At 63.0% G+C, this 19159-nt stretch carries 18 protein-coding genes; 8 read left to right on the top strand and 10 right to left on the bottom strand.

What is annotated here, in order from left to right; genetic code table 11:
- Window positions 1-56: 56 nt before the first annotated feature.
- Window positions 57-260 carry a cold-shock protein gene (locus ABIE52_RS30440; protein WP_003946232.1) on the bottom strand — a complete coding sequence of 68 codons (204 nt, stop codon included), beginning with the start codon at window positions 258-260 and terminating at the stop codon, window positions 57-59.
- Window positions 261-574: 314 nt separating this feature from the next.
- Here ABIE52_RS30440 and ABIE52_RS30435 point away from each other — a divergent pair, with 314 nt between their 5' ends.
- Genes ABIE52_RS30435 through ABIE52_RS30425 form a run of 3 tightly spaced genes read left to right on the top strand, consistent with a single transcriptional unit; the run spans window position 575 to window position 3967 of the window.
- Window positions 575-784 (top strand): heavy-metal-associated domain-containing protein, encoded by a 210-nt coding sequence (locus ABIE52_RS30435; protein WP_003946267.1) that lies wholly within the window; start codon window positions 575-577, stop codon window positions 782-784.
- Between the two features lie 7 nt (window positions 785-791).
- A complete protein-coding gene (locus ABIE52_RS30430) occupies window positions 792-1706 on the top strand; it encodes a DUF8832 domain-containing protein (protein ID WP_042921281.1) in 915 nt (304 codons plus the stop codon).
- Window positions 1706-3967, top strand: coding sequence for a heavy metal translocating P-type ATPase (locus ABIE52_RS30425; protein WP_192712303.1), 2262 nt, complete (start codon window positions 1706-1708; stop codon window positions 3965-3967). Before ABIE52_RS30430 ends, ABIE52_RS30425 begins: the two co-directional genes overlap by 1 nt.
- 58 nt (window positions 3968-4025) lie before the next feature.
- On the opposite strand, the gene rsmA is transcribed toward ABIE52_RS30425, so the two are convergent.
- From rsmA to ABIE52_RS30410, 3 genes are read right to left on the bottom strand one after another with little or no spacing between them, the layout of a single operon-like run.
- A complete protein-coding gene (gene rsmA / locus ABIE52_RS30420) occupies window positions 4026-4925 on the bottom strand; it encodes a 16S rRNA (adenine(1518)-N(6)/adenine(1519)-N(6))-dimethyltransferase RsmA (protein ID WP_003946263.1) in 900 nt (299 codons plus the stop codon).
- Between the two features lie 9 nt (window positions 4926-4934).
- Window positions 4935-6062: a resuscitation-promoting factor gene (locus tag ABIE52_RS30415; protein WP_064074037.1), complete on the bottom strand. Its 1128-nt coding sequence runs from the start codon at window positions 6060-6062 to the stop codon at window positions 4935-4937.
- 31 nt (window positions 6063-6093) lie between these two features.
- Entirely contained in the window at window positions 6094-7218 is a 1125-nt protein-coding gene (locus ABIE52_RS30410; protein WP_192712302.1) for a resuscitation-promoting factor, read from the bottom strand.
- Between the two features lie 236 nt (window positions 7219-7454).
- Here ABIE52_RS30410 and ABIE52_RS30405 point away from each other — a divergent pair, with 236 nt between their 5' ends.
- Entirely contained in the window at window positions 7455-8903 is a 1449-nt protein-coding gene (locus tag ABIE52_RS30405) for an amino acid ABC transporter substrate-binding protein/permease (protein ID WP_003946214.1), read from the top strand.
- Window positions 8900-9667, top strand: coding sequence for an amino acid ABC transporter ATP-binding protein (locus tag ABIE52_RS30400; protein WP_003946239.1), 768 nt, complete (start codon window positions 8900-8902; stop codon window positions 9665-9667). The genes ABIE52_RS30405 and ABIE52_RS30400 overlap by 4 nt, the downstream gene beginning before the upstream one ends.
- A 36-nt stretch (window positions 9668-9703) precedes the next feature.
- Here ABIE52_RS30400 and ABIE52_RS30395 read toward each other — a convergent pair whose 3' ends face one another.
- Together ABIE52_RS30395 and ABIE52_RS30390 are read right to left on the bottom strand one after the other, a co-directional pair.
- On the bottom strand, window positions 9704-10129 hold the full coding sequence (locus ABIE52_RS30395) for a DUF6578 domain-containing protein (protein WP_192712301.1): 426 nt from the start codon (window positions 10127-10129) through the stop codon (window positions 9704-9706).
- Window positions 10130-10318: 189 nt separating this feature from the next.
- Complete coding sequence (locus tag ABIE52_RS30390) at window positions 10319-11146, bottom strand: TatD family hydrolase (protein WP_064443911.1); 828 nt, start codon at window positions 11144-11146, stop codon at window positions 10319-10321.
- 21 nt (window positions 11147-11167) lie between these two features.
- Between ABIE52_RS30390 and metG the strand changes: the two genes are divergently transcribed.
- Both metG and ABIE52_RS30380 read left to right on the top strand, forming a co-directional pair.
- The gene (gene metG, locus ABIE52_RS30385) at window positions 11168-12766 is read left to right on the top strand and encodes a methionine--tRNA ligase (RefSeq protein WP_003946248.1); all 1599 of its coding nucleotides are present in this window, start codon (window positions 11168-11170) and stop codon (window positions 12764-12766) included.
- Between the two features lie 81 nt (window positions 12767-12847).
- Entirely contained in the window at window positions 12848-14095 is a 1248-nt protein-coding gene (locus ABIE52_RS30380; protein WP_202425863.1) for a DUF2786 domain-containing protein, read from the top strand.
- Here ABIE52_RS30380 and rsmI read toward each other — a convergent pair.
- Window positions 14092-14922 (bottom strand): 16S rRNA (cytidine(1402)-2'-O)-methyltransferase, encoded by an 831-nt coding sequence (gene rsmI, locus ABIE52_RS30375; RefSeq protein ID WP_003946264.1) that lies wholly within the window; start codon window positions 14920-14922, stop codon window positions 14092-14094. The two genes, ABIE52_RS30380 and rsmI, sit on opposite strands and share 4 nt — an antisense overlap.
- A gap of 74 nt (window positions 14923-14996) precedes the next feature.
- Here rsmI and ABIE52_RS30370 point away from each other — a divergent pair, with 74 nt between their 5' ends.
- On the top strand, window positions 14997-16505 hold the full coding sequence (locus tag ABIE52_RS30370; RefSeq protein ID WP_003946230.1) for a dolichyl-phosphate-mannose--protein mannosyltransferase: 1509 nt from the start codon (window positions 14997-14999) through the stop codon (window positions 16503-16505).
- A 72-nt stretch (window positions 16506-16577) separates the two neighbouring features.
- Here the strand turns inward: ABIE52_RS30370 and ABIE52_RS30365 are convergent, their stop codons facing one another.
- The 3 genes from ABIE52_RS30365 to ABIE52_RS30355 form a co-directional block, all read right to left on the bottom strand.
- Window positions 16578-18212 carry a BCCT family transporter gene (locus ABIE52_RS30365; RefSeq protein ID WP_054188803.1) on the bottom strand — a complete coding sequence of 545 codons (1635 nt, stop codon included), beginning with the start codon at window positions 18210-18212 and terminating at the stop codon, window positions 16578-16580.
- An 84-nt stretch (window positions 18213-18296) separates the two neighbouring features.
- Complete coding sequence (locus ABIE52_RS30360; RefSeq protein WP_003946228.1) at window positions 18297-18728, bottom strand: DoxX family protein; 432 nt, start codon at window positions 18726-18728, stop codon at window positions 18297-18299.
- Between the two features lie 48 nt (window positions 18729-18776).
- A complete protein-coding gene (locus ABIE52_RS30355; protein ID WP_003946225.1) occupies window positions 18777-19136 on the bottom strand; it encodes a GntR family transcriptional regulator in 360 nt (119 codons plus the stop codon).
- Window positions 19137-19159 lie beyond the last annotated feature (23 nt).

Below are 19159 nucleotides of genomic sequence, written 5' to 3'. Positions count from 1 at the left end.
AGAGTTGGGGTCTTGTCAGTACGTCATGCGTCGGTTGCCCGACTCACATGGACGTCTTAGACGATGGTAACGCCGGTGGCCTGCGGGCCCTTGTTGCCCTGACCGATCTCGAACGCCACGCGCTGGTTCTCCTCGAGAGTGCGGAAGCCGCCACTCTGGATCTCGGAGTAGTGAACGAAGACGTCAGCACTGCCGTCTTCGGGAGCGATGAAGCCGAACCCCTTCTCGGAGTTGAACCACTTCACGATGCCCTCTGCCATGTAAATCTCCTCTAACACAGTGTCAACAGGCAGTCGCTTCGACCGCCCGGGTCACTTACTACGACCGTTCTGAGACAAATCCGTGGAGGATGTCCAAACGCTCGCAACCTAACCATTTGCGAGCGTGGAAACACAAACACAAACACTTACGACCACCACAAGTAGACCACACATCCGCCGTGTTGTCTTCCCTGAGGCCTTCATCACTGCCCAGCCCGTTGACAGGCATACCCCCTGGGGGTACCTTCGATTGCAGAGCGATACCTACACCGGGTATCCGTAAAATAAGCTTTCCACAACCGAAGGGACCTGCGATGACCACCGCCGAATACACCGTTTCCGGAATGACCTGCGGACACTGCGTCGGATCCGTCAAGGAAGAGATCGGCAACATCGCGGGAGTAACCGCGGTAGATGTCGAACTGGCGAGCGGACGTGTCGTCGTCACCAGCGATGCTCCCGTCTCCGCAGCCGACGTCGTCGCAGCAGTCGACGAAGCCGGCTACGCAGTCGTACCAAGCTGAGTCAGCCGTGCGCACCTCGACAACACTTGCCGCCTACGCCGTAGGGCTGGTCGCCGTCTTCGGCGCCGCCCTCGGCGTGGGGGCCGCAATCGGAAGCCCGATAGACATGTCCACCGCCCAGCACAGCACCCACGAATCAACCACAGAATCGATGCCAGGCATGGATTCGGCAACACCTGCAGGACTCGAAGTCTCTTCCGGCGGATACACACTCACCGATGTGACCGCACCCGGTCGAGCTGGGGAGCCGGGAACCTTGACCTTCCGGATTCTCGACGACACCAACACGCCCGTCGTCGATTTCGACCTCCTGCACGAGAAGAAACTCCACCTCATTGTCGTCCGAAACGACACCAGCGAATTCCGCCACGTACATCCGTCCCTCGCTGCAGACGGCACCTGGTCGATCGACTGGGCCTGGCCCGCCGCCGGCACCTACCGAGTCTTCGCGGACTTCGATCCCACCGACGGCACCCAACTGACACTCGGCCGAAACTTCGACGTGGCAGGCGAATTCACTCCTGCGCCGCTACCTGCGAAGAGCGCGACCGCAACCGTCGACGGATACACCGTGACTCTCGACGGTGATCTGACCACTGCCGGCGGCCCGATCACGCTGAGCGTTGCTCGCGACGGAGCCCCGGTCACCGATCTCGATCCGTACCTCGGTGCCTTCGGTCACCTCGTTGCCCTGCGCACCGGCGACCTCGCCTACCTGCACGTGCACCCCGAAGGCGAGCCAGGCGACGGCGTCACAGCTCCTGGTCCGGACATTTCCTTCCACGCACAGGCACCGAGCGAAGGCACATACCGGCTGTTCCTCGACTTCCAGCACGAGGGCGTGGTTCGGACCGCCGAATTCACTGTTGATGCAGGCATTTCCACAGCTTCAGTTCCAGACAATCACGAGGGAGGGCACTGATGACGTCACCGACTGCGGTCGACAATGCTGCCAACTCGAGCAGCGTCGAACTCGCGATCACCGGGATGACCTGCGCCTCCTGCGCGTCACGAATCGAGAAGAAGCTCAACAAGATCGACGGCGTCACAGCCACCGTCAACTACGCGACGGAGAAGGCCAAGGTCACCTTCCCGGACGGGGTACCCGTCGAAGATCTGGTCACTGCCGTCGAGAACGCCGGTTATTCCGCCGCGCTCCCCAAGCCGCCCAGCGCGCCGGACACCGTCGACCCGGATGCGGAAACCCCGCAGGATCGTGATCTGCGCGAGCTCCGTACCCGCCTGATCATCTCGACTCTTCTCTCCGTGCCGGTCATCGCTATGGCGATGATTCCTGCGCTGCAGTTCGACAACTGGCAATGGCTCTCCCTCACACTGGCCGCACCGGTCATCGTGTGGGCGGCCCTCCCCTTCCACCGGGCTGCCTGGGTGAACCTGCGTCACGGCGCGGCCACGATGGACACGCTCATCTCGCTGGGCACCATCTCGGCCTTCGTCTGGTCGCTCTACGCACTGTTCTTCGGCACTGCGGGCGAAGCCGGTATGAAGCACGCCTTCCGGCTGACGGTCGACCGGATGGACGGCAGCGCCAACATCTACCTCGAAGTTGCCGCGGGCGTCATCACGTTCGTGCTGGCCGGACGCTACTTCGAGCACAAGTCCAAGCGCACGTCCGGCGCCGCACTACGCGCACTCATGGAACTCGGTGCGAAAGACGTCGCGGTATTGCGCAACGGCGTCGAAGTACGAATCCCCGCCGAAGAACTGGCAGCGGGCGACTCCTTCATCGTCCGGCCCGGCGAGAAGATCGCCACCGACGGCATCATCACCGAGGGCCGCTCAGCCGTCGACATGAGCATGTTGACCGGCGAATCCGTGCCGGAGGAAGTCGGTGTCGGGGACACTGTCGTCGGCGCCACCGTTAACGTCGGTGGAACCTTGACCGTCGAGGCCACCCGGGTCGGGAGCGACACCCAACTCGCCCAGATGGCGGCACTGGTCGAAGACGCACAGAACGGCAAGGCCGAAGTTCAGCGCCTCGCCGATCGGATCGCCGGTATCTTCGTGCCGGTCGTCATCGCGATTGCCGTTGCGACACTGGGCTACTGGCTCGGTACCGGCAACCCCATCGAGATGGCGTTCACCGCTGCGGTCGCCGTGCTGATCATCGCGTGCCCCTGTGCTCTCGGATTGGCAACGCCCACAGCTCTGTTGGTGGGCACGGGCCGCGGAGCCCAGATGGGAATCCTCATCAAGGGACCCGAGGTGCTCGAATCGACGCGCGCAGTCGACACCGTCGTGCTCGACAAGACGGGAACCGTCACCACCGGTCAGATGACATTGCTGGACACCGTGGTGGGCGAAGGAACAACCGTCGACGAGGTCCTTCGGCTGGCCGGCGCACTCGAACATCGCTCCGAGCACCCCGTCGCCGCAGCGATCGCGAAGGGTGCGACCGAAGCTGTGGGCGAATTGCCTACGGTCGAGGATTTCGTGAACGTCGCCGGGCGCGGCGTGCAGGGAATGGTCGACGGTCACGCCGTCGTCGCGGGCCGAGACGCGCTGCTCGCCGACTGGTCGATGCCGTTGCCGGAAAATCTCCGCGAGGCGAAGGCTGCAGCAGAGAAGGCCGGGCGCACCGCAATCGCGGTGGGCTGGGACGGCAAGGCGCACGGCATCCTCGTGATCGCCGACGCGGTCAAGGACACGAGCGCCGAAGCAATCGCGCAGTTGAAAGCACTCGGCCTCGAACCGGTTCTGCTGACCGGTGACAACGCCACCGTTGCTCGCACTGTCGCGGATCAGGTCGGGATCAGCACCGTCTTCGCCGAGGTCATGCCTGCGGACAAGGTCGACGCCGTCAAGAAACTGCAAGCGGAAGGACGCGTCGTGGCCATGGTCGGCGACGGCGTGAACGACGCGGCAGCCCTGGCTCAGGCCGATCTCGGCCTGGCGATGGGCACGGGTACCGACGTTGCGATCGAGGCCAGCGACATCACTCTGGTGCGAGGTGACCTGCGGTCGGCAGCCGATGCAATTCGACTGTCCCGCAAGACGCTCAAGACCATCAAGGGCAACCTGTTCTGGGCATTCGCCTACAACACGGCTGCGATCCCGCTGGCTGCGGCCGGCCTGCTCAACCCGATGCTCGCCGGTGCCGCAATGGCATTCAGCAGTGTGTTCGTGGTGAGCAACAGCCTGAGGTTGCGGCGGTTCAAATAAGGGGGCAAGCCCCTGTGCGCGGTTACGGAGTCCCTGCACTCCTTAACCGCGCACGGGGCTATTCGCCTCCAGCCAGCCGAACAAAGGCTGCTGCGTCGAGCATCTCACCACGCGTCTGTGGCTCGATGCCGGCAGCGAGGAGCCGTCGTTCGGCCTCGGCAGGCGAACCTGCCCAACCGCTGAGCGCGGCACGCAAAGTCTTGCGGCGCTGCGCGAACGCGGCGTCGATCGCCGCAAAAACCTGCTTGCGGTGCTTCTCGTCCATCGGCCACGGCGGCTCCGCGTACCGATCGATACGAACCAGTCCTGACTCGACCTTCGGCACCGGCCAGAACACGTTGCGTCCGACGGCACCGGCGCGGCGAACCTCGCCGAAGAAGTTGGCCTTGACGCTGGGAACGCCGTAGATCTTGCTTCCCGGATCAGCCGCCAGGCGGTCGGCAACCTCGGCTTGCACCATCACGAGTGCGGTCCGCAGACTCGGAAGCGACGCGAAAAGGTGCAACAGCACCGGCACCGCGACGTTGTACGGCAGGTTCGCGACCAGCGCGGTCGGCTCGCCGGGAATCTGCGAAGGCAGCACACGCATCGCGTCGGCTTCGACGACGGTCAGGCGATCGGCCAGTTCCGGCGCTCGCTCGGCCACCGTCTTCGGCAGGCGAGCCGCGAGGTTGGGATCGATCTCGACCGCGATGACCCGATCGACCACGTCCATCAGCGCCATCGTCAGCGAACCGAGACCAGGCCCTACCTCGAGAACGACGTCGTCACGTGTGACGCCTGCCGTGGTGACGATGCGCCTCACGGTATTGGCGTCGTGAACGAAGTTCTGCCCCAACTGTTTCGTGGGTCGGACACCGAATTCCTCGGCAAGAGCGCGCACCTCGACCGGACCGAGCAGGGCTGCCTGCCCGCGCGGAGTAGCGATGGGTTCGTTCGATTGTTCGGCGTCTGACACCAGTAGAACTTATCCCAGTCCGAGGCGACCCGAGCACGACGGCCATGCGCCCCAGCCCTGAGTGCGCTGGGTCTGTGTCGCAATCGCGATCTGTTCTTCACGGGTGGCGAGGTCGGCGCGGGGCGCATACTTCAACCCGCCCTGTCGTTCCCAGGTGTTCTGGTCGAACTGCACGCCGCCGTAGAAACCGTTGCCGGTGTTGATGGCCCAGTTACCGGTGGCCTCGCACTGTGCGAGCGCATCCCACGTCGAACCGTTCTCCACGGGCGGCACCTCGGTGCCCGGCTTCGTTCCGACACGCACGACCTTCGGCTGCGCCGGTGTGGTGATCGTCTCCGCGACCTGGGTACGTCCGGCTTCGACACCGTTGACGAGATTCACGGCGAACGTCACGTCACGCACGCCGGGCACGCCCGGGTTCTCGACGATCGTGCGGCTCTGGTTCATCGTCGGATCCTCGATGCGCTGATCCGGCGGATCGAGCGGCAAGGTCTCGACCTTGCTCTCGGTGCGGTTGCGCGTCACCGTGACCTCCAGGCCCTCGGTCAGTGGAGCGTCGGCGGCGGGAACCACCGTGTCCGACTGCTCGAGCGGAGTGCCGTTGGCGGTAAGGAACTCCCCGACCGTCGGCGCCGCGATACGCACGTCTGCTGCCGCGTTTGCGCCGTCGACCAGTTTTGCGACGACCGGTGTCAGCACGTCGAGCGCGGCGCCGTCCAGCGGAAGACGCTGCGAGCGCGAAGCCGACACGTGCACATCCGCCGCGACATCCAACTGCTTCAACGCGTCGTCGACGGTCAAGGCTGTGGTCCAGAGCTTCTGCGGCTGACCGTCGACCGTCAGCGTGATCTCACGGGCACGACGGAGCACCACGGTGTCGCCGTCGGACAGCGAAGCGTCGGCCGCGGGAGCAACTGCATCCTTGTCACCGATCGGGTAACCCGCGTCCTCGAGAGCGCCGTCGACGTTGGTCGACATGGTGCTCAGGCGAATCTGCTCACCGTCGACATCGAGGGTGATGGTCTTGTGCCGGACGACCGCCAGAACACCACCCACGAGAACCGTCAGGAGAAGAGCGGCGATCGCCGAGTACAACAACGGCGACCTGGTCGAGTTGATCTTGGCGAACGGTGACATCGGTTCCTGTGTTCTGTGAGGTGTGAGCGCGTCAGCGCAGGCCCAATTTGCTGGTGCAGGACGGCCAAGCACCCCAGCCCTGACCGGCGCGGACTTTCTCGCCGATCGCGATCTGCTGTTCACGTGATGCGAGGTCGGCGCGAGCTGCGTACTGACCGCCGCCGAATGCTTCCCAGGTGCTCTGGGTGAACTGAAGTCCTCCGTAGAAACCGTTGCCGGTGTTGATGGCCCAGTTTCCGGTCGCCTCGCACTGAGCAATGGCATCCCACGTCGACGCGTTGGACACAGCGGGAGCGGAAGTCTGCTTGGTACCGACCTTCACCACTGCTGCGACCGGTTCCTTGATCACGGTCGCGGACAGTTCGGTTCGTCCGGCCTCGACGCCGTTGACGGTCTTGACCTCGACGGTGGCCGTGCGCTCACCCGGAACACCCGGGTTCTCGACGACGGTCTTGTCCTTCTCTAGCTCGGGATCCTCGACCTTGTTCTCCGGCGGCGCGATCGGCTGCGTCTCGACGCGAGTGTCCGTGCGGTCGCGAGTGACCTGGATGGTCAGGCCGTTTGTAACGGGTGTGTCGGCGGTGGGAACCACCGAGTCGGCCTGCTCGAGCGGCGTATTCTTGGCCGCGAGAAGATCGCCGACGGTCACGGCGGCGAGCTTGACCTCCGCCGCGGGAGCGCCACCGTCGCTGACGCTGACGGTCTTCGGGCTGACGACGTCGAGCTCGGTCCGTTCGAGCGGCAGACGATGCGAGCGCGAAGCCGAGACTGCGAAGTCGTCGGAAACATCTACCTGCTTCAATGCCTCGTCGACCGTCAATGCGGTGGTCCAGATGGTGGTCGGCTGACCGTCGACGGTCAGAGCCAACTCACGGGCACGGCGCAGTACGACGGTATCGCCATCGGACAGGGAGGAATCGGCACTGGGTGCGAGCGCGTCCTTGGGATCGACCGGGTATCCGGCGTCCTCGAGAGCGGTACCGACGCTGCTCGACATCGTGGACAGCGAAATCATGTCGCCGTCGACATCGAGGGTGATCGTCTTGTGCCGAACCACGGCGAGCGCACCCCCGACGATGAGCGTCAGAAGCAACGCACCCACCACTGAATAGAGAAGTGGTGACTTCGTGGAGTTGATCTTGGCAAAAGGCGACACAGGAAATCCCAAGGCAGACGACGTTCGATCACAATACGGTAACGACCGAGCGTTGTATCGGCAACCAAATCACAACGAAATGCGACTTTTGTCACGGAACGGCAACGGCGTGTCGTGTGTTCTGCACTTCCCGGCTCCGATACCCGTGTATCGATTCAGCTCTGGGCGCAGTATGTTCTCGTCTGGTTCAAAGCAGTCCGGCGATCCCGGGCGCGACAGAAGAGAGCTGGGCGATAGTGCGAAGAAGATTCGACAGACCACGTAATGCCAGGTGGCCGATCCTGGCCATCCTGCTGGCGCTGATCGCAGCGCTGTTCGCCCCCGGAATCGCGAGCGCGCAACCCGGCCGCACCTACACGATCGCCACCGATCTGACATTCGCCCCGTTCGAATTCGAGAACGAAGACGGCAAACTCGTCGGCATCGACATCGACCTGCTCAATGCGATCGCCGAGGACCAAGGCTTCAAGGTCGACATCAAGCAGCTCGGCTTCGACGCGGCCCTTCAGGCCGTGCAGGCCGGGCAGGCGGACGGCGTCATCGCGGGCATGTCCATCACCGACGCCCGCAAGCAGGTGTTCGACTTCTCCGACCCGTACTTCGAGTCGGGCGTGCAGATGGCGGTCCTCGAGACCGACAACGACGTGAAGTCGTACGAGGATCTGAGGGGCAAGCGCGTCGCCGTCAAGAACGGCACCGAGGGCGCCAGCTTCGCCGAGTCCATCAAGGACCAATACGGCTTCACCACAGTCTATTTCGCCGACTCCGCCAGCATGTACGACGAGGTCCGCACCGGGAACTCCGTCGCAGTCTTCGACGACTACCCCGTCCTCGCCTACGGCATCACACAGGGCAACGGCCTCAAGACGGTCACCGAAAAAGAGGTGGGCGCGAGCTACGGCTTCGCAGTCAACAAGGGCCAGAACGCCGAACTGCTCCAGATGTTCAACGCCGGACTGCAGAACCTGCGCGACGACGGCCAGTACGACGAAATCGTCTCGACCTACCTCGGTCAGGGCGCGTCGACGTCGGACAACTCCATCATCGGCTTGATCAAGAGCACCTACCCGCAGCTTCTCAAGGGCCTGTGGTTGACGATCGTTCTCTCCGTCGTCTCGATCGCGATCGCTCTGGTCCTAGGCGCGATCTTCGGTCTCTGCCGCGTGTCCACCAACATGTTCGTCCGAGGTATAGGCACAACCTACGTCGACATCTTCCGCGGCACACCGCTGTTGGTGCAGGCATTCTTCATCTACTTCGGCATCCCGGCAGCCCTGCATTTCCAGATGTCCGCCTTCACCGCAGGCATCATCACGCTCTCGCTCAACGCCGGCGCGTACATGGCTGAAATCGTCCGCGGCGGCATCCTGTCCGTCGACAAGGGACAGATGGAGGCGTCACGAAGCCTGGGCATCAGCTACATGAAGTCGATGCGAAAAGTCATCATGCCGCAGGCAATTCGCACGATGATCCCGTCGTACATCAACCAGTTCGTGATCACCCTCAAGGACACGTCGATCCTGTCGGTCATCGGACTCGCCGAGCTCACTCAGACAGGGCGCATCATCATCGCGCGCAACTTCCAGTCGTTCAACATGTGGCTGATCATCGGCGTCATGTACTTCATCATCATCATGGCGCTCACCAAGCTGTCGAACCGCCTCGAGAAGAGGATCAACAAGTGACCGAAACAGCCGTCAACATGGGCAAGTCCGCCACCGAGGTCAAGATTTCGGTCAAGGGACTGAAGAAGTCGTTCGGCGACAACGAGGTCCTCAAGGGCCTGGACGTCGACATCAAGAGCGGTGAAGTGGTCTGCGTCATCGGGCCTTCAGGTTCCGGCAAGTCGACCTTCCTGCGTTGCCTCAACCGCCTCGAAGACATCACCGCCGGATCCGTGCGCGTCGACCAGTTCGACCTCACGAACAAGGATGTCGACATCGACAAGGTGCGCCAGCACATCGGGATGGTGTTCCAGCACTTCAACCTGTTCCCCCACATGAGCGTCGTCGAAAACGTGATGCTCGCTCCGGTGCAGACCGGGCGATCGACCAAGGAGCAGGCTCGCGAGATCGCCGTCAAACTGCTCGGCCAGGTCGGTCTCGCGGAGAAGGCAGATGCCAAGCCCGCCAGCCTGTCCGGTGGGCAGAAGCAGCGCGTTGCCATCGCCCGCGCACTCGCGATGAGTCCGGACATCATGCTCTTCGACGAGGCCACCAGCGCCCTCGACCCCGAAATGGTGGGTGAGGTTCTGCAGGTGCTGCGCGACCTCGCCAAGCAGGGCATGACCATGGTCGTCGTGACCCACGAGATGGGCTTCGCCCGTGAGGTTTCCGACCGAGTCATCTTCATGGCCGACGGATACATCGTCGAAGAAGGTAAGCCGGAGAGTCTGTTCGGCAACCCCCAGCAGCAGCGCACCCAGGACTTCCTGGCGAAGGTTCTCTAGGGGCAAGCCCCCTGTGCGCCTTTTTGGTAGTGGGGACTACCGGAAAGGCGCACGGGTGGTGGCCAATTCGACGACCAGCCCGGTCTCGATCCGATTCTGCGGCTCGAAGTCGAAGTCGCCGAACCTTCGGAACCACCGAGGACTGGCCTCGACCCTTCGATAGGTCTCGCTACCTTCGACGGGCAACCACATGCGTGGACTTCCGACTTCCTCGTACGTCGTCGTGACCACGAGAATCCCGAGCACCACACCGGTGGTCACGACTCCAGACGCCGGCATCCCGCCGTGAACCCAACCGTCGAAATCGTCGTCCTGCGATCGCGGTGTCAATGTCCACGAGCATGGTTCACCGACCACCGGAAACGGCCCGCAGCACTCGACTTCGACCGCGTCGACATGAACGCTGACGATCTGGACTGAAGAGTCGACCGGCGTCGGCTCAGTGAAGCTGTGCGCCTTCATTCCCTCCCGGGATGCGAGAAATTCGCGGCGCTCGAGCCGGATCGAGAGGACTGTTCGTCTATGTGTTCGACGTCGTCGGGATAGACGTCGGAGGGATCGATGCGGTCATTCATCTGAATACTCCGCGCAGTAGACGGACCAGGACACGACGGTCCCGGGCGCGGAGTTACCTGTCAGACCACCATAGCGTCAGAGCTTGTAGACGCGCTCCGCTGTCGCCGTGGACGCTGCTGCCAGCGCCTGCGGATCCTCACCGCGGATGTCTGCGAGCGCGCGCACTGTGTACGGCAGGCAGTACGACTCGTTGGGCGCACCGCGGAACGGGTGCGGCGTCAAGAACGGCGCATCCGTCTCGACGATCAGCTGATCCGAGGGCACCAACAGCGCGGCCTCACGCAGCGCCTTCGCATTCTTGAAACTCACGGTTCCCGAGAAACTCAACACGTAGCCCGCGTCGATGCACGCACGGGCCATCTCCGAATCCGAGGAGAAGCAGTGGAACACCACAGTCTCCGGCGCGCCTTCCTCGTGCAGCACCCGCAGCAGGTCTTCATCGGCTTCGCGATTGTGAATCATCAGCGTCTTGCCGAGACGCTTCGCGAGGTCGATGTGCCACCGGAAACCGTCGACCTGCTCCTCGATGGTGGCGCACCCTTCGAGCTTGCCTGGCCAGTAGAGATCCAGCCCGGTCTCCCCCACCGCGACGACCCGCGGATCGGACGCCAAACGCTCGATCTCGGCTCTGGTGTCGACATCGAGGACGTTCGCCCTGGTCGGATGGATTGCGACGGCTGCGTAAACCCTCGAATCCCAGTTCGCAGCGTCGACGGCAAAGCATGCGGCATCAAGGTCGTCGGCCACCGTGACGACCCGTCCGACGCCGACGGCCTCGGCCCGATCGACAATTTCGGCCACGGTCGCAGCGTCGTGCGCACCACAGGCGTCGAGGTGCGTATGTGCGTCGATCAGAGGCGACAAGGGCTCAGGGGCATCGGGGGCGGGACGGTCTTTGCTCACGCCCGATAGAGTAAGCCCACCATGACTGTGCCTGCCTCACCCTCCCAGACCCCGCGCCCGGACTCCGCTGCCCCGGAAGGCGCGGAACGATCGCCGTTCTACATCACGACAGCGATCGCGTATCCCAACGGCGCTCCGCACATCGGCCACGCGTACGAGTACATCTCCTCGGACGCGCTCGCCCGCTTCAAGCGGTTGGACGGTCATGAAGTGTTCTTCATGACCGGCACCGACGAGCACGGTCTGAAGATGCAGCAGACAGCGATCAAAGAGGGCATCGACGTCCGCGAACTCGCGGCTCGGAACTCCGACGTGTTCCAGAACCTCGACAAGGTCCTGAACATCTCGTACGACCGGTTCATCCGCACCACCGACGCCGATCATCAGGTCGCCAGCAAGGCGATCTGGGAAAAGATGGCCGCATCGGGCGACATCTACCTCGACACGTACTCGGGGTGGTATTCGGTTCGTGACGAGGCCTTCTACACCGAAGCCGAGACCACGCTTCTGGACGACGGCACCCGTCAGTCGACGGAGACCGGCACTCCGGTGGAGTGGACCGAGGAGTCCAACTACACCTTCCGTCTCTCGGCCTACGAGGACCGTTTGCTTGCTCTGTACGAAGAGCATCCCGAGTTCATTGCCCCCGCGACTCGTCGCAACGAGATCGTCAGCTTCGTCAAGGGCGGCCTCAAGGACCTGTCGATCTCGCGCACCACGTTCGACTGGGGCGTCGAGGTTCCCGGAGACCCCGACCACGTCATGTACGTCTGGGTCGACGCCCTCACCAACTACCTGACCGGCGTGGGTTACCCGAACGTCGACTCGGCGGAGTTCGAGAAGTTCTGGCCCGCGAGCCTGCACATCATCGGCAAGGACATCACGCGTTTCCATACCGTGTACTGGCCGGCGTTCCTCATGTCTGCCGGCATCGAACTGCCGGAGCGGGTCTTCGTCCACGGGTTCTTGTACAACAAGGGCGAGAAGATGTCGAAGTCGGTCGGCAACGTCGTCGACCCCATCGCGATGGTCGATCAGTACGGCCTCGACGCGGTCCGTTTCTTCCTGCTCCGCGAGATCTCGTACGGCCAGGACGGCAGCTACAGCCACGAAGCAATCGTGACGCGTATGAATGCAGACCTGTCCAATGAACTGGGCAACCTCGCGCAGCGTTCACTGACGATGGTCGCGAAGAACTGCGATGCCCAGGTACCGACCCCCGGCGAGTTCACCGAGGACGACCTGGCGATGCTGGCGTCGGCGGATGCCCTGCTTGCCAAGTGCCGCAGCGAGTTCGACGTGCAGGCGCTGCATCTCGCACTGGAAGCCATCTGGGGCGTTCTCGGCGAGACCAACCGGTACTTCTCCAAGCAGGAACCGTGGGTTCTGCGCAAGACGGATCCGGCACGCATGGCGACGGTTCTGTACGTGACGCTCGAAGTGGTCCGTATCGTCGGGCTTCTCGTTCAGCCGGTGATGCCCGACGCGGCGTCACGCATCCTCGATCTGCTTGGCCAGAGCGAAGAGAACCGGCAGTTCGCCGACATTGCGGTTCGCATCGACGCGAACCGGAAACTGCCTGCTCCGGCGCCAGTTTTCCCCCGCTTCGTCGAGGAATGAGCTAAGCGAGAGTGCCGCACGTGGGGTCCGAGATATCCGGTTACAGGCGGATGTGTCGGACCCCACGTGCACACTCCAGCCATGACGACGAATAGAACATACATTCGAACCAGCGCTTCGGCGCAGACACTGCCATGGAACGGAGCGCGGGTGTCCACTCAGGAGGTCAGCCCTCAATCCGTTTCCGCGGTGCGAGATCTCGTTTCCGAACTGTCCGCGGCGTACGACCGCGGATGGCAGCCGGCGGATCTGATTCATCTGGCGCGTCGAAGCAAAGAAGCGTCCGACGCCGATCTCGCCGCCACCACCATCCTGTTCGACGCGAAGGCGTCGCGCGCCTCCGATCGCGCTCCGCTCGAATGGGTGGGGCAGTTGCAGACAATCGGCGAGCAGTATCCGAAGTCTCGGCACATCGCTTCTCGAATCACCGTGGACGACGACGTTTTTCGCTCCCTCGCGGCCGGCCTTCTGTTCCAGGATCCCTACTTCCTCGTTTCGCAGATCGTCGACGTCGCGCGATCGTGGATGCGCCTACCTCAGTGGACGGTGTTGCTCGCGCCACCATCCACCTGGCCGTCGCAACGCACCGATACCAGCTATGCCGGCGTCGGCGATACCGAGGTCGACGCCAAGGTACTCAAGCGAATTCGTGGACTACTCGCCAAAGCGGAAGCAACCAACTTCGCGGAAGAAGCCGAGATTTTCACCGCGAAGGCCCAGGAGTTGATGACCCGGTACGCCATCGACTCCGCACTGCTCCACAGTCGCGCCGGGGTCACCGACACATCCGTCAATGCCCGACGCATTCACATCGAGAACCCGTACGTGAAGGAAAAGGTTCACCTCCTGACCGAGATCGGCGAATCGAATCGAGTCAGGACTGTCTGGTTCAGCGACATTGCACTCGCGACCGTCGTCGGCACTCCGGTCGACCTTCAGCAAGTCGACATGCTGTTCACTTCCCTGCTCGTACAGGCAACCCGTGCAATGCAATTCGCCGACTCGAGCAATCGTGGCGGCTCACGCACCACCTCGTTCCGCAAGGGATTCCTGGCCGGGTTCGCCAGCCGCATCGGACACCGCCTGCGTGACGCCGGCACCAAAGCCACCGCCGAAGCGGCCGACGCGGCATCGATGGACGTCGCGGATCTTCTGCCGATCCTCGCCACCACATCCGAGGCCGTCGACGCCGAATTCGATCGATTGTTCCCGACAACCCGCAAGACTCGCGGACGGTCCGTGGACGCCGAAGGCTGGCACGCCGGCCAGGCTGCAGCCGACGACGCCAACCTGCGTCCCGGCGCACCCGCCGTGAACCGCTCCCGCTAGTCCTTTCGAGCGGCCAGGACCGTCTCGTACAACTCACGCTTGGAGACTCCGGCCGTTGCGACCAGAGCACACGCGTCCTTCAATCGTGCTCCCCCCTCGACCAGCCTTTCCACCTCGTCGACCAGATCGGCAGGATCAGATGCCACCAGCACTGCGCCTTCGAGCACCACCGTGATCTCACCGCGAACGCCCTCGGCGGCCCAAGCAGCTAACTCCCCGAGAGTGCCGCGCTTCACTTCCTCGTAGGTCTTGGTCAATTCCCGGCACACGGCCGCGCGGCGATTCGGCCCGAGCACTTCCACCGCATCTGCGAGGCAGTCGGCAAGGCGATGAGGCGCTTCGAAGAACACACACGCTCGCTGCTCGGTTGCCAAGGCAGAGAGCCACGTCTTGCGCTGCCCCTGCTTACGCGGCGGGAACCCGTCGAAGCAGAACCGCTCGACGGGCAATCCGGAGAGTGCCAGCGCCGTCGTCACCGCCGACGGACCGGGCAAGCACGTGACGGCGAGGTTCTCGGCTACGCAGGCGGCGACAAGGCGATATCCGGGATCGCTGACCGACGGCATGCCCGCGTCCGTGACCAGCAGGACGGTCTTGCCTTCGGCGACGTCGGCGACCAGCGCGGGCAGCCGGGAAATCTCGACCTGATCGTAGAAACTGACGATCTTCCCGGTGATGGTTACCTCTAGCGCGGACGCCAGAGACTTGGTGCGTCGTGTGTCCTCCGCAGCAACGACGTCGGCGGTTGCGAGAGCAGACCGAAGACGCGGAGACGCGTCACCGACATCTCCCATGGGTGTTGCGGCGAGTACCAAGCGACCAGTCATACCTGACAGCCTACGATTGCCAGGTGACTGTGCAGACGGACGAGCGGCCAACGCCCGCCACGAGCGATCGGGTAATGCGTAGTCCCGGCCCGCTGGTACCGGATCCTGATTTCGGCCCGACCGACAGATTGCGCGGCTGGATTGTCACCGCTTTCGTCACCGCTATCGCGGCGATCACACGCTTCACGATGCTCGCCTACCCGACCGACGCCGGCACACCTGTCTTCGACGAGAAGCACTACGTTCCGCAGGGCTGGCAAGTTCTGACCGGTGGCGGCATCGAAGACAATCCCGGTTACGGATTGGTGGTACACCCGCCGATCGGTAAGCAGATGATCGCGATCGGCGAAGCACTCTTCGGTTACAACGGTTGGGGGTGGCGATTCTCGTCGGCCCTGGTCGGGACACTGATGGTCTTGCTGATCATCCGGATCGTGCGCCGCATGACGCGGTCCACGCTGATCGGCGCGATTGCCGGAATCCTGCTCATCGTCGACGGCGTCACCTTCGTCTCCTCACGCCTGGGGATGCTCGACATCTTCCTGGCTTTCTTCGTTCTCGCCGCCCTCGGATGCCTGGTGGTCGATCGCGACCAAGTCCGCGAACGGATGGCGAAGGTATACGAAGAGGGCCGAATCGGCGACTCTGCCTGGGGTCCGCGGCTGGGTTTCCGGTGGTGGAGGTTCGGCGCCGGCATCCTGCTCGGCCTGGCCTGCGGAACCAAGTGGTCCGGCATGTACTTCATTCTGTTCTTCGGATTGCTCAGTGTTGCCTTCGACCTGTCAGCGCGCCGCGCCTACCGCGTGCAGCGCCCATGGGTCGGCACTGCAGTTCGCGACATCGGGCCTGCTCTGTATGCGTTGGTGATCATTCCGCTCGGTGTGTACCTCGCGAGCTACTGGGCCTGGTTCACCAGCGAGACCGGCGTCGACCGTCACGCCGTCGGTAACGAGATCGGTGAGGGCGGCACATGGAGCTTCATTCCCTCCGCGCTGCGCTCACTCTGGTACTACAGCGGAAACGTTCTCCAGTTCCACGCCGGTCTGACCAACTCCGCCGGAAACCACCACCCGTGGGAGTCGAAACCGTGGACGTGGCCGATGGGGCTACGACCGATGCTCTACTACTACGCCGACGGCGAGCAGGTCACCGGTTGCGGGGCCGCCAGCTGCGTCAAGGCCGTGATGCTGATCGGCACACCGGCGATGTGGTGGCTGGCCCTACCGATGTTGGCGTGGGCGATCTGGCAGACGTTCGTGCGCAGGGACTGGCGATACGCCGTGGTCCTGACGGGCTACGGTGCCGCTTACCTCCCGTGGTTCGCGACGCTCGACCGCCAGATGTACTACTTCTACGCAGTTGCACTCGCCCCGTTCATGGTCATGGGATTTGCGCTGGTCCTCGGCGATGTACTGGGCAAGGCGAGCGCGTCCGTCGAGCGTCGTACCACCGGACTTCTGGCAGTCAGTCTGTACATCGGTCTGGTCGTGGCCAACTTCGTCTACCTCTGGCCGATACTCACCGCCATGCCGATCACGCCGGAATCGTGGCAGAACCATCTGTGGTTGCCCAGCTGGAAATAACCGGACGACAAAAGGGGCACCGAACCGCAGTTCGGTGCCCCTTCACGGTTCAAGTCCTACTCCGCTCAAGTCCTACTCCACTGACTTATCCACACGGCGTCCTCGGCGCGGGCGTAGGAGAGCACGTTTCTGCTCCTTCGCCGCAATGATGATCGGGTCGTGCGAAAGATCCTTGTACAGCGAGAAGCACAGTCCGATCATGACCAGCACGAACGGCGCCGCAGCGATGATCGTCATGGTCTGCAAGCCGTCGAGCGCTTCGGAACCACCGGTCCACAGCAGAAGCGCCGCGACGCCACCGGTCAACATGCCCCAGAACACCACGACCCAGCGACTCGGTTCGAGCGTTCCGCGCTGCGAGAGCGTCCCCATCACCATCGACGCAGCGTCGGCGCCGGAGACGAAGAACACTGCGACGAGCAGCATGACCAGGACAGTCGTCACTCCGGCCAACGGCAGATTGTCGAGCATGCCGAACAGTTGAGCCTCTTCCGAGCCTCGGCCGGACAAGCCGATTCCGTCGCGTTCCTCACCGATGCCTGCGCCGCCGAAGATCGCGAACCAGAGCAAGCTGACAGTCGTGGGAACGGCGATGACGCCGACGATGAACTGGCGGATCGTGCGGCCGCGGCTGATGCGGGCCAGGAACATGCCGACGAACGGCGTCCAGGACACCCACCATGCCCAGTAGAAGATCGTCCACGACGAAAGCCACGCGCCGGTTTCAGGATTCGACGATGCACCCGTGCGGGCCGACATCTGGGCGAGGTCGGAAACGTATGCACCAATGGTCGTCGGGAGCAGATTGAGAATCAGCACGGTCGGCCCGAGAACGAACACGAACAGGGCCAAGATCAGCGCTAGCACCATGTTGATGTTGGAGAGCCACTGAATTCCCTTGGCCACACCGGAAACTGCCGAAGCGACGAACGCCAGGGTCAGCACCGCAACGATGGCCACGAGCAGGAATACGCCGGCTTCTTCCATCCAGCCGACTACCTCGAAACCGGAGCCGATCTGAAGTGCGCCGAGCCCCAAAGATGCTGCGGTGCCGAAAAGTGTCGCAAAGATTGCCAGGATGTCGATGACCTTGCCGATCGGCCCTTCGGCTTTGCGACCGAGCAACGGGATGAAGGCCGAACTGAACAGTTGCTTGCGTCCTCGGCGATACGACCCGTACGCAATGGCAAGGCCCACAACGGCATACATCGCCCAAGGATGAAGACCCCAGTGAAACATGGTGGTAGCCATGGCAGTTCCGACGCCACCGTCGGTACCGGGAGGCGGAGTCACGTAGTGCGCAAGCGGTTCCGCGACACCGAAGAACATCAGGCCGATGCCCATGCCGGCGCTGAACATCATGGCGATCCAGCTGACGGTTCGGAACTCGGGCTTCTCACCGTCTTTGCCCAGCGGAATGTCGCCGAATCGACTGACAGCGAGGTAGATGGAAAACAGCACGAAAGCCGAAGCTGCGAGTACGAAGAGCCAGCCGATGTTCGTCACCAACCAGCCGAGAACACTTCCGGTTACCGAGTTCAGGTTGTCGGGAGCTACGAGACCCCACACGACAATAGCCAGCACCGCTGCGGCCGCCACGGAAAACACCACGTAGTCGGTCCGAACGCCTACCCGAGTAAAGCCCGTTTCCGGGCGCTCTTCGTTGGCCCCGGAATCTTGTTCGGATCGATCAGATTTCGTCACCATAGATGACTACGTTCGTCACTTTGTGGGCCAAAAGCAAGCTGGAAGGCGGGCTCAACAGCCGTTGAACCCGCCTTCTCACCCCGATCAAGCTGGGGTTTTAACCCAACCGTTGCCCTTGCCGATCAATCCGTCGATGCTGATGCGTCCTGCGCCGATAACAGCGATCAAGAGCGAACCGACACCGAGTGCGACGACGAGTTCATAGCCGCCGTTGTCTATGAAGACGCCCTTGTCGGCGTGCACGATGAAGAACGCGCCGACCATGTCGAGGAACAGCAGTGCGCCGACGAGCGGGGTCAGCAGACCCGCGATGAGCAGGATGCCGCCACCGAGTTCGATGGATGCTGCCAGAACTGCAGAAATCTTGGGGAGCGGGGCGCCCATCCCTTCGAATGCGGCCTGCGTTCCGGCGATCTTGTAGGTGAAGAACTTCTGCCAACCGTGGGCGATGAAGATGATCCCGAGGCCGACACGGGCGATGAGGAGTCCGAGGTCACGAGCAATCGACGAATTCATGAGCCAAGACTGACAGCTTTAAGTTGAAGCGTCAACTTAATCAAAGTGTCACGCACCTCTCAATGCCGACTCCACCATGGCGACGATCTCAGTGTCGGAGTACCCGAGCGAGCGGACCTTATGCGCAAACGCTGTCGCCGCCTGCTCCGCCTGCGCCTGCACCGGATCGGTCCCCGAAGCGATGAACGTCCCTTGCTTTCCCCTCGTCTCGATCACGCCCTGATCGCTGAGCGCGCGATAAGCCTTCGCGACGGTGTTGGCCGCCAATCCCAGCTCCGAGGCCAATGCACGCACCGTCGGGATCTTGGTTCCCGCAATCAATCCGCCGCCGTGAACCTGCTCGATAATCTGTTGCCGCAGTTGGTCGTACGGAGCGGTGGAGGAATCGTGTTCGATAGCGATCTTCATCGTCACCCTCGTCGTATCTTCTC

This window comes from Rhodococcus sp. OAS809, from assembly GCF_040546695.1.
GTDB classification, from domain to species: Bacteria; Actinomycetota; Actinomycetes; order Mycobacteriales; family Mycobacteriaceae; genus Rhodococcus_F; species Rhodococcus_F qingshengii.
This window is presented reverse-complemented; position numbering and strand designations above follow the sequence as displayed.

Bases quoted from the DNA above. Each gene is read 5' to 3' on its own strand.
- ABIE52_RS30440 (WP_003946232.1), bottom strand. From the start codon at position 260: ATGGCAGAGGGCATCGTGAAGTGGTTCAACTCCGAGAAGGGGTTCGGC.
- ABIE52_RS30435 (WP_003946267.1), top strand. From the start codon at position 575: ATGACCACCGCCGAATACACCGTTTCCGGAATGACCTGCGGACACTGC.
- ABIE52_RS30425 (WP_192712303.1), top strand. From the start codon at position 1,706: ATGACGTCACCGACTGCGGTCGACAATGCTGCCAACTCGAGCAGCGTC.
- ABIE52_RS30415 (WP_064074037.1), bottom strand. From the start codon at position 6,062: ATGTCACCGTTCGCCAAGATCAACTCGACCAGGTCGCCGTTGTTGTAC.
- ABIE52_RS30395 (WP_192712301.1), bottom strand. From the start codon at position 10,129: ATGAAGGCGCACAGCTTCACTGAGCCGACGCCGGTCGACTCTTCAGTC.
- metG (WP_003946248.1), top strand. From the start codon at position 11,168: ATGACTGTGCCTGCCTCACCCTCCCAGACCCCGCGCCCGGACTCCGCT.
- ABIE52_RS30380 (WP_202425863.1), top strand. From the start codon at position 12,848: ATGACGACGAATAGAACATACATTCGAACCAGCGCTTCGGCGCAGACA.
- rsmI (WP_003946264.1), bottom strand. From the start codon at position 14,922: ATGACTGGTCGCTTGGTACTCGCCGCAACACCCATGGGAGATGTCGGT.
- ABIE52_RS30370 (WP_003946230.1), top strand. From the start codon at position 14,997: ATGCGTAGTCCCGGCCCGCTGGTACCGGATCCTGATTTCGGCCCGACC.
- ABIE52_RS30365 (WP_054188803.1), bottom strand. From the start codon at position 18,212: ATGGTGACGAAATCTGATCGATCCGAACAAGATTCCGGGGCCAACGAA.
- ABIE52_RS30360 (WP_003946228.1), bottom strand. From the start codon at position 18,728: ATGAATTCGTCGATTGCTCGTGACCTCGGACTCCTCATCGCCCGTGTC.
- ABIE52_RS30355 (WP_003946225.1), bottom strand. From the start codon at position 19,136: ATGAAGATCGCTATCGAACACGATTCCTCCACCGCTCCGTACGACCAA.